The sequence below is a fragment of the Streptomyces sp. NPDC001401 genome, from assembly GCF_042895385.1.
In the GTDB taxonomy this organism is placed as follows: Bacteria; Actinomycetota; Actinomycetes; order Streptomycetales; family Streptomycetaceae; genus Streptomyces.
Genome location: NZ_JBIAWI010000006.1, coordinates 281626 through 297178, shown reverse-complemented (window position 1 = coordinate 297178; position 15553 = coordinate 281626). Strand labels below are relative to the sequence as shown.

The following is a 15553-nucleotide window of genomic DNA, read 5'->3' as shown; positions in this document are numbered from 1 at the left end:
CGCACGACAGCGATCGCGCGATCGGACACCTGTTCCTAGCGTTTCGTTTGTCGAGGTGCATATACACCCAAAGCGGAACGGGTCCGCAGCTGCCCCTCGGGGACCGGAGGAACGACCTTGCGCGCGATACGCATTGCTTCGGCCGCTCTGCTGGGCATCAGCGCCCTCGCCGTCACCGCACCCGCCGCCGTCGCGAGAGACGACGGCCACAACATCACGCCGTTCGGATTCAGCGTGCTGCCGTCGACCATCGCGGCAGGCGGCCAGGTCAAGTTGCATGTGAACCGGGACGGCGACTGCAAGGGGCCGGCGCGGGTCACGTCGGTGGTGTTCGACACGGTCGTCATTCCGCCGGGACGGTCCTGGGCGACGGCGATGGTCGACCGGGACGCCAAGCCGGGCGCGGTGTACCGGGTGAGGTTCTCGTGCGACGGAGCGAGCGGGTCGACGGATCTGACCATCGTGGGCGGCCGCCCGCACCACCCCACACCGGTGCCGATCGACCCCTTCCCGGTGCCGGACCACCCTCACCGGGGTGTGCACGCGGGTGCGGGCGGCAGCATCGCCGGGTTCGACCTCAGGGAGATCGGGATGGGCCTCGCCCTCATCACGGGCTCGGTCGGCGCGGCGTACCACCTCTCGCGCCGGCGCAGCGGCGAGGAGGGTGCCTGACAAAGGGCCTTCGCCCCGGATCCTGTTCAGGGATCGGCGGCGAAGGCCCTTCGACGTGCGGTCTGGTCTCCGAAGGGGGGAGGGTCAGATCCGCTTCTCCGACCTCCGGCGCAGCCAGAACGCTCCGCCGGCGATGACGGCCGCGGCCACGAGCCCGCCGCCGATGGCCACGTCGGTCGGCGTGGCCCCGTTGGAGCTGCCTCCGCCGAAGCCGCCCTGGACACCGCCGATGACGGTGAAGGCGGCCGGGTTGGTCAGGGACTTGCCGCCGCAGGTGACGGTGATGGCGTGCGAACCGTTTCTCGCGTCCCTGTTCACCGTCGCCGTACCCCTTGCCGTATTGCTGCCTGCGACCGGCGTCAGGTTCGTGCTCGGGAACGCGTCCGAAGTCGCGGTGCCCCCGGTCGGGCAGCCGTCGACGGTGATGGTCAGCTGCCCGCCGCGGGCGATGACGCTCGGCAGGGCGACGATGTTGCTGGGGTTGATGTTCATACCGTCCCGCGCGACGGCCGCCGGCGCGGCGAGGCCGAGGGCGGCGACCGCGGCGGCAGTGACCGCCAGGGCACGATGAGTACTCATGTGATCCTCCGCGGGAGGCGTCCCGGGTCCCGTCCCCGGTAATGTCGGCGAGATAGCGCCTCCCAGAAATGACCCTCAGATGCGGTGCGCGCGCCCGCATTTCGGCGATGGTCCGTCCCGGTGAGAAGACACGCCGAGCATTAAGCACATAATCAGATATCTCTGCAGGTCACCGACCGTCGGAAATTTCCTGTCCCTGGCAACTCGGATGGCGCACCACGGTCGGGCGGGCCACCCGTTCGCATCCGCCCCGTCGCCGGTTTCACACACGCCATCTAGCGTTGCCTCATGCGCGATTGACGCGGCGACAGCCTCGTCGAGAGGGGATACGAATGTCTGCGTCCGAACTTGCCGAACTGGCCGAAGAGGAGGAGCGACGGAAGAAGCGCGCCCCTTGGGGCGTAATAGCGCTTGTTCTGCTGACCGGCATCGCGCTGATTCGAAACGGTTCGGGGGAGTTCGACGTGGGGCCGCCGCAGCCCGCCACTGCGGCAGCGGCGGACAGCCGCGTCCCCGCCGCCCTCGACACCGCCGACACCGTCCAGCCCCTGCCGTACTCCCTGCCCGACCGGGTCAGGATCCCCACCATCCGGGTCGACGCACCGGTCCTGCCGGTCGGCCTGGCCGCGGACGGCTGGGTCGGCGCACCGCCCCCCGAGGACCCGAACCTGGCCGGCTGGTTCACGGGTGCCGTCACCCCCGGCGAGAAGGGCACCGCGGTGGTGGTCGGCCACGTCGACAACAAACAGGGTCCCGCGGTGTTCTACAACCTCGGTGCACTGAAGAAGGGAAATCGCGTCGAGATCGCCCGCAAGGACGGAAAGACGGCCGTCTTCGAGATCTACGGCATCGAGGTCTTCGAGAAGAACAACTTCCCCGGCGACCGCGTCTACGCCTCCAAGGGCACCGCGGAATTGCGGGTCATCACCTGCGGCGGCGGATTCTCCAAAAAGCACGGGTACGCGGGGAACGTCGTCGCCTTCGCCCGCCTGGTCGAGGTCCGCTGAGCGTGCCCCGGCCGGGCGGGCGGAATCCGGCTACGCGTGACGCCGTCTCGGCACGGTGATGTGGTAGCCGGAATCCAGCAGGTACGGCAGATAGTGGCGCAGGGCCCGGACACTCTGGGAGCGGTCGCCCCCGGCGTCGTGCGAGAGCACCACGACGCCGGGGGCGGCGCCGTCTTCGACCCGGTCGACGATGGTGCCCGTGCCGGGGGTGGTCCAGTCGAGGGTGTCGACCGTCCAGGCGAGGGGCTCCATGCCCATCTCGGCGCCGAGTTGGAAGGCCGCACGGTTCCAGGCGCCGTAGGGTGCGCGGAACCACAGGGGCCGCTCGCCGTAGGCGTTCTCGATGACGTCGCTGGTGCGTTTCATCTCGGAGCGGATCTCGGACCGCTTCAGCCGGGTCAGCAGCGGGTGGGTCCAGGTGTGGTTGCCGACGATATGGCCGTCGTCGGCCATCCGGGCCAGCAGGTCCTGGTTGTCGACGGCCATCTCCCCGCACACGAAGAACATGGCGCGGACGTCGTACTCGGCCAGGGTGTCCAGGATGTGCGGGGTGTAGCGGGGGTCGGGCCCGTCGTCGAAGGTCAGCACCATGGTGCGACCGCGTCCGTACACGCGCAGAAACGGCTGATGCCGCACACGGGTCCTGCGAGGTGCCGCGCGCGCCGGCCCGTATCCGGTCAGGGGCTGGAGGCGATAGTCGGACGGCTCGAGCGCGGAGCTCTCCTGGGGCGCGGGGACGGGGGCGGGAGCGGGGGCGACGGGCCGAACCGTCTCGTCGCCCCCGCCCGACGCAAGCACACCGGCGGCGCCGGTCGCGCCCAGAGCGGCGGCACCGGCGATCAACGCCCGGCGCCTCGTGAGCAACTGATCCTTCTTCATGTCTCATCAGTCGCCCGAACCAGCACCGGCGCTCCCCAACAACACCGCAGCGGCGGCAGGAAAACACACGCCCGGCCCAAGCCGCCGGGCGTGTCCCGGACAGGCGGGGTAACCCACGGCAGGCGCGGAGTTGCCCTGCGAGGTGGGGGGCGCGTCAGAGCCGGCTGACCGACTTGCCGCAGGCGTGGCCCGAGCGGGAGCACTCGATCGCAGCGGGGGCCTCGGCCGGCGGGATCTCGGAGTCGATCGTGATGCGGAGCTTGCCCGTGGCGGCGAGGGCAGTGGGAGCTCGAGCGGCAGCCGGTGATCCGCACACCCAGCGCGCCTTCTGCGGCTGCTGTGCCCGCCGCGGCCGTGAGCGGTCAGCGGCGGCGTACCAGTGGGAACGGCAGCGTCTCACGGATCGTCAGGCCGGTGAGGAACATGACCAGCCGGTCGACGCCGATGCCCAGGCCCCCGGTGGGCGGCATCGCGTATTCGAGGGCGTCGAGGAAGTCCTCGTCCAGTTCCATCGCCTCGGGGTCTCCTCCGGCGGCGAGCAGGGACTGGGCGGTGAGGCGGCGGCGCTGTTCGACCGGGTCGGTCAACTCGGAGTAGGCGGTGCCGAGTTCGGTGCCGAAGGCGACCAGGTCCCAGCGCTCGGCCAGTCGGGGGTCGGTGCGGTGCTGGCGGGTGAGCGGGGAGACGTCGGTCGGGAAGTCCTTGTAGAAGGTGGGGAGTTGGGTCTTCTCCTCCACCAGGCGTTCATACATTTCGAGTACGACGTCGCCGCGGCCGTCGTCCGGCGTGTACGGCACACCGGCGCGGTCGCACAGCCTGTGCAGCGTCGGCAGCTCCGTGTCCGCGTCCACCTCCTCCCCCAGCGCCTCCGAGATAGCGCCGTACACCGTCTTGACCGGCCACGCGCCCGAGATGTCGTGCTCCTTGCCGTCCTTGCGGGCGATCGGCGCACCGAAGGCGGCGGTGGCCGCGCCCTGGATCAGTTCGCGGGTGAGGTCGAGCATCACGTCGTAGTCGGCGAACGCCTGGTAGGCCTCCAGCATCGTGAACTCGGGGTTGTGCTTGTAGGAGACGCCCTCGTTGCGGAAGGTGCGGCCCATCTCGAAGACCTTCTCCAGGCCGCCGACGCACAGCCGCTTCAGGTACAGCTCGGGTGCGATGCGCAGGTACAGGTCGAGGTCGTAGGCGTTGATATGGGTGGTGAAGGGGCGGGCGTTGGCGCCGCCGTGGATCTGCTGCAGCATCGGTGTCTCGACCTCGAGGTAGCCGCGCTCCAGCAGGCCCTGGCGCAGGGCCTGTACGGCGGTGGAGCGGGCGCGGATCACCGTGCGGGCGTCGGGGCTGGAGACCAGGTCGAGGTAGCGCATGCGGACCTTGGCCTCCGGGTCGGCCAGACCGCGGCGTTTGTCGGGCAGCGGACGCAGGCACTTGCCGATGAGCTGCCAGGAGGTGACGAAGACGGTCGGTTCGCCCTTGTCGCTCACGCCGGCCCGTCCCGTGGCGGTGATGTGGTCGCCGATGTCCGTGTCGGCGGTGAAGCGGGCGAGGGCGGGCCCGGACTCCTCGCGGGTGAGGGCGAGTTGGTGATCGCCGGACCAGTCGCGGAGGGTGAGGAAGACGATGCCGCCGAAGTCGCGCACCAGCATGACCCGGCCGGCGACGGTGACCTGCTCGCCCTCGCGGACGTCGGCGAGGGCGTGGGTGCGCCGCGGGATGACGACCGGGTAGGGGTCGGTGCCCTCGGCGCGCAGCCGGTCGAGGGTGCCGTGCCGGATGCGGACCTGTTCGGGCAGGCCGACCAGGGAATCGTCGGGCCCGGCCTCGCCCCCTCCGTCGAGGCCGAGCGCCGACAGCGACGGCAGGCCCTCGGTGGTCGCGGGCCTGGACGCGCCCTTCGGGTGCCCCTTTCCCCAGAGTTTGCGCAAGGACGGTACCGAAACGAAACCTTCGGCGATTCCGGAGGCCAGGCCGATGCGGGCGAGGGAGCCGGTGTCGCCGTAGCAGATGAAGCGCGGGTACCACTCCGGCTGGTACTTGGCGTTGGAGCGGTACAGCGCCTCCAGCTGCCACCAGCGGGAGAAGAACAGCAGCAGGCGCCGCCACAGACGCAGCACCGGGCCGGCGCCGATGCGGGCGCCCTCCTCGAAGGCCGAGCGGAAGACTGCGAAGTTCAACGAGATTCTGCGGACCCCCAACTTCGGTGCCGCGGCGCACAGTTCGGCGACCATGAACTCCATGACGCCGTTGGGTGCGCTGCGGTCACGGCGCATCAGGTCGAGGGAGACGCCGTCGCGGCCCCAGGGTACGAAGGAGAGCAGCGCGAGCAGGCGGCCGTCCTCGCTGAGGGCTTCTACGAGGAGACAGTCGCCGTCGGCCGGGTCGCCGAGGCGGTCCAGGGCCATGGAGAAGCCGCGTTCGGTCTCGGTGTCGCGCCAGGCGTCGGCCTTGTCGATCACCTCCTCCATCTCCTCGTCGGTGAGGGTGGCGTGACGGCGGATGCGGCAGTGGGCGCCGGTGCGGCGCACGCGGTGCACGGCCTGCCGGGTGACCCGCATGTCGCGGCCGTCGAGGTCGAAGTCGGGCACGTGCAGGATCGCCTCGTCGCCGAGTTGGAGCGCGCCGAGTCCGGCGCGGGCGAAGGCCTTGGCGCCGTCCTCGGAGGCGCCCATCGCGGCGGGCGCCCAGGCGTGCCGGCGGGCCACGTCCAGCCAGGCGGCGATGGCGTGCGGCCAGGCCTCGCGGTCGCCGACGGGGTCGCCGCTGGCGAGGCAGACGCCGGCCTCGACGCGGTAGGTGACGGCGGCCTTGCCGCTGGGCGAGAAGACGACGGCCTTGTCGCGGCGGGTGGCGAAGTAGCCGAGGGAGTCCTGCTCGCCGTAGGCCCCCAGAAGGGCGCGGATGCGGGGCTCCTCGTCGCCGTGCAGGGCGCCTTCCAGACGCTGCGAACGGAACAGGGTGGCGGCGGCGTTGAGCAGGGCGAGCGCGCCGAAGAGGCCGAGCAGGAAGAACAGGGCGCGGGGCGGGCGGCCGTCGAAGGAACGCCCCGAGACCAGGCCGCCGCAGACGCGGTTGGCGGCCCACGGCAGGCGCTGGCCGTGTGGCAGCGTGCCGGGGAACAGCTCGACCAGCCCCCAGCCGACGAGGATGCCGACGGCGATCCCGGCCAGCAGCACCACGAGGGCACGGCGCACGGCGGCGCGGCGGGAGGCGGCGTAGAACTCCTTGCGGGCGACGATCAGCAGGGCCAGTGCGAGAGAGCAGACGACGAGGGACGGGACGGACTCGGCATACAGGCCCAGCGCCACGCCGAGGATGTCGTCGAGGACCAGCAGGCCGAGATAGACGACTACCAGCCACCAGGCGATTTTCTTCCGGGCTGCGGTCGCGGCTGCGAGCAGGAAGAGGAAGACGGCGTAGGCGAGGTTGGCGCTGACCGGGACGATGAGCAGGTCGAGGAAGCGGACCACCGGGCGCAGCAGTACACGCAGCGGTGGGATGAGCGCCAGCAGGCCGCAGAGCAGGCCGAGGGCGCCGAAGAAGGCCGCGAAGACCTCGGGCACCTTGCTCATCGGCCCGGTTCCGGGCGGCCGTATCGGGCCCGTGGTGTCCTTGGGCGGGGAGGCCTCCACTGTGGCACTCATGGTTCCGACTGTAGGAAGGGCTGGGCCGCCTCGCCCGTCGAGAGGTCCCGCATGGCGGCGGGACCTGCGGTTTCCGATAGCCTCACAGCCGTGACGGAACAGCACTCCCACCAGTTCGAGCGGGGCACGGACGGGCCCAAGGTCATCGTGGTCGGCGTGGACGGCTCCGACTCCTCGATGCGCGCCGCGGCATATGCCGGTGGCCTGGCCAGGCGCCAGCACGCGCTGCTCGCCGTCGTCTATGTGCAGCCGGTGATGGCCGCGGGCGCGGCGATGGGGGCGCCGGTCGCCGAGACGACGGACGAGATCGCCGAGGACCTCAAGACCTACATCCGGGACGCGACCGAGCGCCTCAAGGGGATATTCGAGGTCCGCTGGGAGTTCCACACGTTCCGCGGCGACCCCTACAGCGGCCTGGTGAAGGCGGCGGACGAGCTGAAGGCGGACGCGGTGGTGGTGGGCGCGTCCGAGCAGGCCGGGCACCGGATCGTGGGGTCGGTGGCGGTGCGGCTGGTGAAGGCGGGGCGGTGGCCGGTGACGGTGGTGCCGTAGCCGAGAGGTGGCGGGATCGGGTTCCGTTCGGGTTTCGCGGCCGTCGGGGCCGGTACCTGCCGGAACCCGTGATCACACCGTGTCGGACCTCCTCCGGGACGGGGCAACACGGAACCTGGCCCGGTACTCGCTCGGCGTCGTGGCCAGGCGGCGGCGGAACGCCCGGATGAGCGTGTCGACGGTGCCGAACCCGCATACGGAGGCGACGCGTTCCAGGGTGTCGTCGGTGGTCTCCAGCAGATTGCCCGCCATCTCGACCCGGGCCGACTCGATGTAGGCGTGCGGCGTCGTGCCGAGTTCGGCCCTGAAGATCCGGGTCAGCTGCCGGTCACTGACATGCGCGTACGCGGCCAGGTCCGGGACCGTGAGGCGCTGGTCGAGGTGGCTGAGGATGTGATGCCGCAGGTCCTCGATGCGCCGTGTCGTGGACACCTGTTCCAACGGCACGCTGAACTGGGACTGTCCGCCGGGCCGTTTCAGGTACATCACGAGCCGGCGGGCGACGCGCAGCGCGACCTGCTCTCCGAAGTCCTCGGCGACCAGAGCGAGGGACAGGTCGAGGCAGGCGCTGATCCCCGCGCCGGTCCAGACCCCGCCCGCCTCGCGGATGAAGATCGGATCCGGGTCGACCCGCACCGCCGGATGGTCGGCGGCGAGCCGCTGCGCGGTCGACCAGTGCGTGGTGGCGCGCTTGCCGTCGAGGAGTCCCGCGGCGGCGAGGATGTGCGCACCGACGCACACCGAGGCCACGCGCCGGGCGCGGGGAGCCAGCGCTTTCACCCAGGCCACCGTGCCGGGCTCGGTGATGGGGTGGATGCGGCGCTCGCTGTCGACCTCGACGGAGCCGGGCACCAGCAGCGTGTCGATCGCCCGCGGGCCGACGTCGTGAAGCGTGGTGTCGGGCAGGATCCGCACACCGGCCGCCGTCGTCACCGGCGCCTGCGTCTCGGCGGCCAGCACGACCTCGTGGCCGACTCCCTCCGTGGTTTCGCGCGGGACGAGGGAGAACACCTCCGGTGGGCCGGTGACGTCGAGGAGGTCGACGCCTTCGAACAGCACGATCACGATCAACCGGTTGACGGTCCCCACCCTGTAACCCCCGATTTCGCTCACGGACGGGGGTGTCGGTTTCTGCAAGCAGTGCGTCATTGCCGACACCCCGGTTCGCGCCATAGCGTCGCATGGGCGTTCAACAGTCTGTTGAACACCCCCTTCAAGTCCCCGGCAGAACCCTGGAGAAGACCTGTGGCAAGCAAGACGCTGCGCGAACTCGGCGGTGCCGACCACACCCCCGCAGCCCTCGCGTCCTCGACGCTCATCCTCGTCGACTACCAGAACACCTACACCCGCGGTGTGATGGAGCTCGACGGCTGGAAGCCCGCCCTGGAAGCCGCGTCGGACCTGCTCTCCCGTGCCCGCGAGGCCGGAGCCGTGGTCATCCACGTCCAGCACGACGGCGGCGAGGGCTCGCCCTACGACATCCGCACGGAGATCGGCCGGATCCACCCCAGTGTGGCGCCGGCAGCGGGCGAGCCCGTGGTCGTCAAGCAGGCCCCGGACGCCTTCCACGGAACCGACCTCGGCAGGCTCGTGGACGAGGCCGGCAACGAGACCGTGATCGTCGCCGGGTTCATGACCCACATGTGCGTCGCGTACACGGCGGCGTCCGCGGCCCTGCGCGGCAACAAGCCCACCGTCCCTGCGGACACGTGCGCCACCCGGTCGATCGTGGACGTGTCCGCAGCCGAACTGCACCGCAGCGCACTGGCGGCCATCGCCGACGCGTACGGAGTCGTCGTCGCCTCCGCAAAGCAGCTGGCCTGACAGGACGGGCTGCGCACGGACGGCCCGGAGGTCTGTAAGCGGCCCGTGCCTCGCTCAGTCCCTGCTGAGCCGGGGTCACTTGAAAAGGGGCACTGCCTCCCCTCCACGTGCGTCGGATGCGCTCAAGGGGTTCCGGGCGCCCGGCAGTCGGGCCACGATTGGCCGGGGAGGGCGGCGGAACGAGGCCCAAGATGCGGGGCGAGGGTGAAGGTGCGGGCCGGCGGGTGTTGTGGGTGGCTGTGTCCGCCGTGGGGATCTGGGTCGCGGGTCGGACCTGGAAGGGATTCCGCATACACGGCTCCGCGCCGATGCAGCTGCTGACCGTCGCCGTGGCCGTGCTCCTGAGTCAGGCAGTGCCTCACCGGATGGTGCAACCCATCTCCGAGGCCTGGCGCCATCGCCAGGAAGCGAGGACCGAGCAGGAGATGGCGGAGTTCACCCGCCGGATGGACGAGATACGGGCGGACGCCACCGGCAAGTCCGACGAGCAGCTCAACCGGGCGTACGAGTGGGCGGGCGGGCTGAGAGTGTCCCTGGGCTGCCACATGGCACTGCTTCTCCTCGTGCTGGAGGTGCTGCTCTTCTGGCTGGGCCTGGGCATCTGCACGGCGGTGGGTCTCCCGCTGCGTATCGCCGGCATCGGTTCCGTGCTGCTCGCATACGCCACGACTTACGCCGTCGTCGGCCTGAGCGTCGCGCCTCCGCACTTGCGGGTGGCGCCGGGCCGGCTGATGGGCGGCTCGCGCTACCGGGTCGCGGGATACCTCGTCTGTCTCGGCATCCTGACCCTGTCCGCGGCCTTCGTGGACGGTGTCGGGCTCGCCTCGGGCCCCGGGTGGCGGCAGGCCCTCACGCTGGCGGTCCTGGCCGCACTGTTCCACCTGCCGGACTACACCTACGCCTTCCCCTCGCGCTCGCGCGATCTCGGCGTCCGCCTGGTCTTCAACGCGGTGAAGCTGCTGCTGATCGGCTGGCTGGGTACCTACACGGCCCTGCCGTTCCACATCAGGAGCGTCCTCGGCTTCTTGCTGCTCGCGCTGCTTCTCACCGCCGCCCTGTGGCCCCTCCAGCGGGCCTGGGCACAGTCGGTCCGGACGGCATTGCGCGGCAGTTGAACAACGTCTCGCTTCAGCGGCCAGGTGGCGACCGCGGTACACAGGGTCGCAGCTCGCCGGCCGCTAGAGCAGTGAGGCCGGCGCAGCAGGCCGCACCGCGTCGGCGGCGGCCGAGCCGTGCAGCAGTTGGGCCAGGTCGTGGGGGTTGGCCTGGTCACCGGTGGGAGCTGCTGCTGCGATCCGGTCCAGCCGGAAGCCCCGGCCGGCCTGCCGTGTGCGGCACCAGGCGATGAGGTACCACCGGCCGTCGGCGGTGAGCAGCCCGGCGGGTTCCACTTCGCGGTCGCTCTCGCGTCCTGCCGCGTCGACGTAGGACAGCCGCAGCACCCTGTTGTCGGTGAGGGCCTGTTCCACTGCGGCGCGGACCGCGGAGTCGATCGGCCTCGGCAGCGCGACAATCCGTGCGGCGAGCTCCCGGGCCGCCGCCGAGGCGGGACCGGTCATCGAGGCCACGATCTTCTGGTACGCCGTGCGGGCCGCCCCGGCATAGGGGGTGGAGGCGTCGGCCGCGGTCAGCGCGGCGGCCAACGCCCAGGCTTCGTCGGCGGTGAAGTGCATCGGGGGCAGCGTCGTCGCCGGGTCGATCGTCCAGCCCCCGCCGCGCCCAGGGGTGGTGCGCACCGGGACGCCCGACTCCATCAGCGCCTGCAGGTCACGCTGCACGGTGCGGGTGCTGACCTCGAACCGTGCGGCGAGCGCCGCGACGGTCAGCGGTCGCGGCGCACCCGCGCGCAACTCTTCCACCAGCGCATACAGCCGGGCAGTGCGGTTCATGAGGCCGACGCTACCGTCCCGCCGTGGACAGGAACTCCCGCTCGCGCCCCTGTTCCCGCTCGGTGATGGTCAGCGGGAACAGGGTGAATCCGTGCATCGCGCCGGCGACGACGCCGAGTTGCACGGGCACACCCGTCGCCCGCCACCGCTGGGCCAGAAACAGGGAGTCGTCCAGCAGCGGATCCTCGGTACCGACGACGATCCGGGCGGGTGGCAGGCCGGTCAGGTCGGCGAAGAGCGGCGAGATCTCCGGGTCGCGCCGCTGCTCCGCCCCCAGACCCGGTGTGAACAGCTCATAACTGCCCCGCAGCGAGTCGGTGTTGCTCAGCAGCCGCTTGGGGCCGAACGACCGCTGGCTCGGTGTCATCGACAGGTCGTACGGGCCGAAGAGCAGATGGGCCGCCCGGAACGCGCCGGTGATGTGGTGCCGGTCGCGCAGGCGCAGCAGGGTGACAACGCTCAGGTGGGCGCCGGCTGACTCGCCGCCGATCAGCAGCCGCCGGGTGCCGAACTCGGCCGCGGCATGCTCCACCAGCCATCGGGCGGCCGCTTCGCAGTCGTCGGGTCCGGCGGGGAACGGGTGTTCCGGTGCCAGGCGGTACTCCACGCTCACCACGGCCAGCCGTGCCTGTACGGCAAGCCGCCACAGCTTCTCGTCCTGCCCGCCCGCAGAGCCGAACGCCCAGCCGCCCCCGTGCAGATGCAGGTATACGCCGTCGACGTGGTCCGGCACGAACGCCCGGACTCCGACCCCGCCTGCAACGACGCGGTCCTGGCCCTGCGGCAGTCTCACCGGTGGTGTGTGGCCGCCGAGCCGGTTGCGCCGCAGGAGCGCCAGCACGGTTGCGTCCGGCGCCTGCCCGCGGGTCGGGCGGCTTGCGGCGGTGGCCTCGAACTGCTGGTTGAATGCCAGGGTCTCGGCGAGGCAGTCCTCGTCTGTGATCGTCATGACGTCGACGGTCGCAGCTGTCCGCGACAACGTCGTGTCACCGTTTTCCAGTGAGCTGCGTCACGGCATTAGAGTTCTGCGTCGGCCCGGTCAACACCGGTGCGATACGGGGGGATTGAGCGCGGATGCGATCAGACAGAAGGCGTGCAGGCACAGGGCGCGGCAGGCGGGGAGCGGCTGTGGCCGCTGTGCTGTGTGCCGTGGCCGTGCTGCTGCTCGGCGGGTGCGGGACGCAGGTGGCCGATCGGGGAGCGTCGCCGTCGACGGCCGGGCCGATCCCGTGGACCATTGCGGAGCCCTCGGAGGTCACAGGGGCCCGCCTCGCCGACGGCGGCCGTACGCTGCTGCTCGACGCGCAGGTGCCCAGTGGTGCGCACCCGTGTGTGCGGGCGTTCAAGGCGGTGCTCACCGACCCCGTGCAGAAGGACCTCGTGCGGGTCCAGATCAGCTTCTACTCGCCGTCCGGGGACCGGCGTTCCGGCTGCACCAAGGAGAGGTCGGCCACGGCGCGGGTCCGGCTGCCCGCCCCCTTGGGCAGCCGGAAGGTGGTCGTCGACAACTATGTGCAGTTCACCGCCGAGGGGGCCGAGCCGCCCGCGTTGCGGCTGTGCGGGAAGCTGGGCTGCACGCCGCCGGCGACCGGCTGTACGGACGCCTCCTACGACCAGGCGCTGATGGCGGTGGACGCGCCCGAGCATACCTACCGGGACTCGCAGGAGTGCGACGGCAAGTGGCTGGTGCTGGACTTCTCCTGGCGGACCGGACCGGCCTGCGGCGACGCGTCGGCGCCCGGCTGCTCGTCCCGGCTCGGTGACCGCTGGTTCTTCCGGGCCGGGAAGTCCGGCTGGGTGCCGGTCGTCGAAGGGGTGGCCGGTGGCTGCCGGGACGTGCAGCGCAGGCAGCCGGATTTCCCGGCCTCGCTGTGCAAGGGGCTGGCTCCGCTTTCCCCTTCGCTGCACCCGAGTTACCCGCCTGCGTCTGCGTCCGCGTCTGCGAGCCCCTCCTAGAGGGTGCGGAGGAAGTCCAGCAGGATCCTGTTGAAGACCTCCGGCTTCTCCAGGTTCGGGTAGTGGGCGGTGTCTTCGACGATCTGTGCACGCCCGTCGGGGACGGCGCGGGCGAGGCGTTCGGCCGCGTCGAGCATCTCGGGGGGCTCCAGGGTGCCGTTGACGGTGAGCACCGGGACGTCGATCTTCGGCAGGCGGGACCAGGAGTCGCTCACGCGCTCGTGCCAGTCCTTCTCGTCGGGCGTGTGCTTCGACATCGAGTTGAAGGCCATCTCCCGCAACCGGCGCGAGATGTCCGGGTCGACGTCGTCGGCGCTGCGGTAGGGGCCGGGCACGACACGCACGAACACATCGAGCCAGCCCTCGAGGTCACCGGCGCCCAGGGTGCGGGCGTACTCGGCCCGGATCTCCCGGGTCCAGTCGTCCGTGTACTGGAAGTCCCCGGTCGCGGCGCCGCAGGTGACCACCGCGCGCACGAGCTCCGGGTACTCCAGCACCGTGTCGGTGGCGATCACGCCGCCCATCGACAGACCGACGAGGACCGCGGGGCCCGCGTCGAGGTGGCGCAGCAGCGCGGCGAGGTCGTCGGCCCAGCGGAACGGCTTGGTGGCGTTGGCGGAGGATCCGTGGCCGCGTACGTCCGGGGCGATCACTCGGTACTCGGCGGCGAGGGCCGGTATCTGGTCGTTCCAGACGCGGTGGTCGACGTACCCGGAGTGGAGGAGGACCACGAGATCACCGGAGCCGGTGTCGAGGTAGGCGAGGTCACCGTCGGAGGACGGGAAGCAGCTCAGTTCCGAATCAACTGTCATGACAACCAAGGTGTCATCTTCAGGCGACTTTGGCAACCGAGGTGTCATGATGGCCGGGTGAACGACATCGACGCACCGCTGCCACCCGACGATCTCGGCCACCGCATCAGCGAGGTGTTCGACCTGATCGGCGCGCTCTACCGGCGCGGCCTGCGCAAACTCGAACAGGGCGAAGAGGTCGAGGGGGTGTCCGTCGGCGTGCGCTCCGTCCTGGTTCTGCTGCACAGGTACGGGCCCATGACGGTGCCTCAGATGGGCCGGGTCATGACGCTGACCCGGCAGTTCGTGCAGCGCATGGTCAACGACGCGATGGAGCGGGGCTGGGCGGAGGCCACGCCCAACCCCGCACACCAGCGGTCCTCACTGATTCGGATCACGGACGAGGGCACGGCCGTCATCACCGCGATCCTCGTGCGCGAGCACGCCCTGAACCGGCAGGTCGGCGGCGATCTGACCGAGGCCGAACTCCAGGCGTGCGTACGCGTGCTGAAGGAGATGCTGCGGACCTTCGACCACGTGGACGCGGACTGACCTACTCCCCCATCACCAGCCCGTCCTTCGCCGCACCCCGGCTGAGGACGACGTCCCGGATGCGGTCGCGCACGCCCTGCACCTCGGCGCCCTGCTTGAGCACCTGGTTGAGATTGACCGCACGGCCGGCGTCGACGTCGAACAGCTGGGGGATGAACTCGGCCCTGGTCACTTGCCAGCGGCTGCCCGGCCGGGCCGGTTGGGCGAAGGTGAAGCGGGCGATGCTGGACTCGTTGCCGCGCGGGTCCTGGGCGCCCTCGCGGTTGTCCATCTCGCCGGCGATCTGGTCGCCCAGGCCGTAGACCACCCAGGTGCCGTTGACCTTCTCGTACGCCTGCGGGACGTGGGCGCGGGTGCCGAGGATGAGGTCGACGTCGGGGCGGCCGCCGGTGCGGGAGGCCGTGAGCTGCTGGGCCAGGGCGAGCTGCTGCTGGTCGGGCGCGTCCTGCCATTCGGTGCCCCAGTGCAAGGAGACGACGACCACGTCGGCGCCGGCCCGCCGGGCCGCCCGGGCGTCCTCGATGATCCTGTTCTCGTTCAGGAGACTGACGGCCCACGGCTCGCCCTGGGGCAGCGGGACGCCGTTGGTGTCGAAGGTGTAGGCGAGGTGGGCGACCTTGGCGGGGCCCGCGCGCAGGAGGGTGACGGTGCGCGCCTCGGCCTCGGTGCGCGCCGAACCGGCGTGCCGTACGCCCACGCCGTCGAGGGCGTCGAGGGTTCGGCGGATGCCGTCGGCGCCGTCGTCGAGGCTGTGGTCGGAGGCGGTGGAGCAGGCGTCGTAACCGGTGGCGGCCAGGCCCTGGGCGATCTCGGGCGGGGACTTGAAGAGGGGGCGGCCGGTGTAGTTGCCGTTCGCCCCGTAGACCGTGTCCATGTGACACAGCGCCAGATCGGCGCGGGAGACGACGGGGTTGATGCCGGAGAACATCGGCCGGAAGTCGTAGCCGGCGCCGCCGCCGTCGAAGCGGGCACGGTCGATGATCGAGCTGTGCGGGATGATGTCACCGGCGGCGACCAGCGTGAACGCACGGGCCGCGGACGGAGCCGGGGCTCCCGGGTGTCCGCCGCGGGTGGACGCCTGCTGATGCTGGGCCAGGCAGGCCGCGCCCGCGGTCAGAACGGCCATGAGCGCCAGGGCAACCTGTCGTCTCCGTGCAATCATCAGCTCACCCCACTGTTGTCACATTTACGCATAAATAGGTACGAACCTG

16 protein-coding genes are annotated in these 15553 nt (G+C 70.9%); 7 read left to right on the top strand and 9 right to left on the bottom strand.

What is annotated here, in order from left to right; translation table 11 throughout:
• Window positions 1-117 precede the first annotated feature (117 nt).
• Window positions 118-672, top strand: coding sequence for a hypothetical protein (locus tag ACFY10_RS22540; protein ID WP_390666953.1), 555 nt, complete (start codon window positions 118-120; stop codon window positions 670-672).
• Between the two features lie 84 nt (window positions 673-756).
• On the opposite strand, the gene ACFY10_RS22535 is transcribed toward ACFY10_RS22540, so the two are convergent.
• Window positions 757-1251, bottom strand: a complete 495-nt coding sequence (locus tag ACFY10_RS22535) for a hypothetical protein (protein WP_390666952.1) — start codon at window positions 1249-1251, stop codon at window positions 757-759.
• A gap of 332 nt (window positions 1252-1583) precedes the next feature.
• Between ACFY10_RS22535 and ACFY10_RS22530 the strand changes: the two genes are divergently transcribed.
• Window positions 1584-2258: a class F sortase gene (locus tag ACFY10_RS22530; RefSeq protein ID WP_390666951.1), complete on the top strand. Its 675-nt coding sequence runs from the start codon at window positions 1584-1586 to the stop codon at window positions 2256-2258.
• Window positions 2259-2288: 30 nt separating this feature from the next.
• Here the strand turns inward: ACFY10_RS22530 and ACFY10_RS22525 are convergent, their stop codons facing one another.
• From ACFY10_RS22525 to lysX, 3 genes are all read right to left on the bottom strand, one after another.
• Window positions 2289-3137 (bottom strand): polysaccharide deacetylase family protein, encoded by an 849-nt coding sequence (locus ACFY10_RS22525; protein ID WP_390666950.1) that lies wholly within the window; start codon window positions 3135-3137, stop codon window positions 2289-2291.
• Window positions 3138-3291: 154 nt separating this feature from the next.
• Window positions 3292-3453 carry a zinc-binding dehydrogenase gene (locus tag ACFY10_RS22520; RefSeq protein WP_390666949.1) on the bottom strand — a complete coding sequence of 54 codons (162 nt, stop codon included), beginning with the start codon at window positions 3451-3453 and terminating at the stop codon, window positions 3292-3294.
• A 46-nt stretch (window positions 3454-3499) separates the two neighbouring features.
• Entirely contained in the window at window positions 3500-6778 is a 3279-nt protein-coding gene (gene lysX / locus ACFY10_RS22515) for a bifunctional lysylphosphatidylglycerol synthetase/lysine--tRNA ligase LysX (protein ID WP_390666948.1), read from the bottom strand.
• Between the two features lie 90 nt (window positions 6779-6868).
• Here lysX and ACFY10_RS22510 point away from each other — a divergent pair, with 90 nt between their 5' ends.
• Window positions 6869-7330, top strand: a complete 462-nt coding sequence (locus tag ACFY10_RS22510; RefSeq protein ID WP_390666947.1) for a universal stress protein — start codon at window positions 6869-6871, stop codon at window positions 7328-7330.
• A 72-nt stretch (window positions 7331-7402) separates the two neighbouring features.
• Here ACFY10_RS22510 and ACFY10_RS22505 read toward each other — a convergent pair whose 3' ends face one another.
• The gene (locus ACFY10_RS22505) at window positions 7403-8419 is read right to left on the bottom strand and encodes a GlxA family transcriptional regulator (protein ID WP_390667113.1); all 1017 of its coding nucleotides are present in this window, start codon (window positions 8417-8419) and stop codon (window positions 7403-7405) included.
• Window positions 8420-8575: 156 nt separating this feature from the next.
• Between ACFY10_RS22505 and ACFY10_RS22500 the strand changes: the two genes are divergently transcribed.
• Window positions 8576-9154 carry a cysteine hydrolase family protein gene (locus tag ACFY10_RS22500; protein ID WP_390666946.1) on the top strand — a complete coding sequence of 193 codons (579 nt, stop codon included), beginning with the start codon at window positions 8576-8578 and terminating at the stop codon, window positions 9152-9154.
• A gap of 233 nt (window positions 9155-9387) precedes the next feature.
• Window positions 9388-10269 (top strand): hypothetical protein, encoded by an 882-nt coding sequence (locus tag ACFY10_RS22495; protein WP_390666945.1) that lies wholly within the window; start codon window positions 9388-9390, stop codon window positions 10267-10269.
• Between the two features lie 63 nt (window positions 10270-10332).
• Here ACFY10_RS22495 and ACFY10_RS22490 read toward each other — a convergent pair whose 3' ends face one another.
• Both ACFY10_RS22490 and ACFY10_RS22485 read right to left on the bottom strand, forming a co-directional pair.
• A complete protein-coding gene (locus tag ACFY10_RS22490; RefSeq protein WP_390666944.1) occupies window positions 10333-11043 on the bottom strand; it encodes a helix-turn-helix transcriptional regulator in 711 nt (236 codons plus the stop codon).
• A 10-nt stretch (window positions 11044-11053) separates the two neighbouring features.
• Entirely contained in the window at window positions 11054-11992 is a 939-nt protein-coding gene (locus ACFY10_RS22485) for an alpha/beta hydrolase (protein ID WP_390666943.1), read from the bottom strand.
• Window positions 11993-12171: 179 nt separating this feature from the next.
• On the opposite strand from ACFY10_RS22485, the gene ACFY10_RS22480 reads away from it, so the two are divergent.
• A complete protein-coding gene (locus tag ACFY10_RS22480) occupies window positions 12172-12999 on the top strand; it encodes a hypothetical protein (RefSeq protein WP_390666942.1) in 828 nt (275 codons plus the stop codon).
• Here ACFY10_RS22480 and ACFY10_RS22475 read toward each other — a convergent pair.
• Window positions 12996-13811: an alpha/beta fold hydrolase gene (locus ACFY10_RS22475; protein WP_390666941.1), complete on the bottom strand. Its 816-nt coding sequence runs from the start codon at window positions 13809-13811 to the stop codon at window positions 12996-12998. The two genes, ACFY10_RS22480 and ACFY10_RS22475, sit on opposite strands and share 4 nt — an antisense overlap.
• Window positions 13812-13868: 57 nt before the next feature.
• On the opposite strand from ACFY10_RS22475, the gene ACFY10_RS22470 reads away from it, so the two are divergent.
• Window positions 13869-14342 carry a MarR family winged helix-turn-helix transcriptional regulator gene (locus ACFY10_RS22470; RefSeq protein WP_390666940.1) on the top strand — a complete coding sequence of 158 codons (474 nt, stop codon included), beginning with the start codon at window positions 13869-13871 and terminating at the stop codon, window positions 14340-14342.
• 1 nt (window position 14343) lies between these two features.
• Here the strand turns inward: ACFY10_RS22470 and ACFY10_RS22465 are convergent, their stop codons facing one another.
• A complete protein-coding gene (locus ACFY10_RS22465; protein WP_390666939.1) occupies window positions 14344-15504 on the bottom strand; it encodes a CapA family protein in 1161 nt (386 codons plus the stop codon).
• Window positions 15505-15553 lie beyond the last annotated feature (49 nt).

What these genes read in the sequence shown, in the direction of transcription:
- ACFY10_RS22535 (WP_390666952.1), bottom strand. Translation starts at nt 1,251, where the DNA reads ATGAGTACTCATCGTGCCCTGGCGGTCACTGCCGCCGCGGTCGCCGCC.
- ACFY10_RS22475 (WP_390666941.1), bottom strand. Translation starts at nt 13,811, where the DNA reads ATGACAGTTGATTCGGAACTGAGCTGCTTCCCGTCCTCCGACGGTGAC.
- ACFY10_RS22525 (WP_390666950.1), bottom strand. Translation starts at nt 3,137, where the DNA reads ATGAAGAAGGATCAGTTGCTCACGAGGCGCCGGGCGTTGATCGCCGGT.
- ACFY10_RS22530 (WP_390666951.1), top strand. Translation starts at nt 1,584, where the DNA reads ATGTCTGCGTCCGAACTTGCCGAACTGGCCGAAGAGGAGGAGCGACGG.
- ACFY10_RS22485 (WP_390666943.1), bottom strand. Translation starts at nt 11,992, where the DNA reads ATGACGATCACAGACGAGGACTGCCTCGCCGAGACCCTGGCATTCAAC.
- ACFY10_RS22490 (WP_390666944.1), bottom strand. Translation starts at nt 11,043, where the DNA reads ATGAACCGCACTGCCCGGCTGTATGCGCTGGTGGAAGAGTTGCGCGCG.
- ACFY10_RS22465 (WP_390666939.1), bottom strand. Translation starts at nt 15,504, where the DNA reads ATGATTGCACGGAGACGACAGGTTGCCCTGGCGCTCATGGCCGTTCTG.
- lysX (WP_390666948.1), bottom strand. Translation starts at nt 6,778, where the DNA reads ATGAGTGCCACAGTGGAGGCCTCCCCGCCCAAGGACACCACGGGCCCG.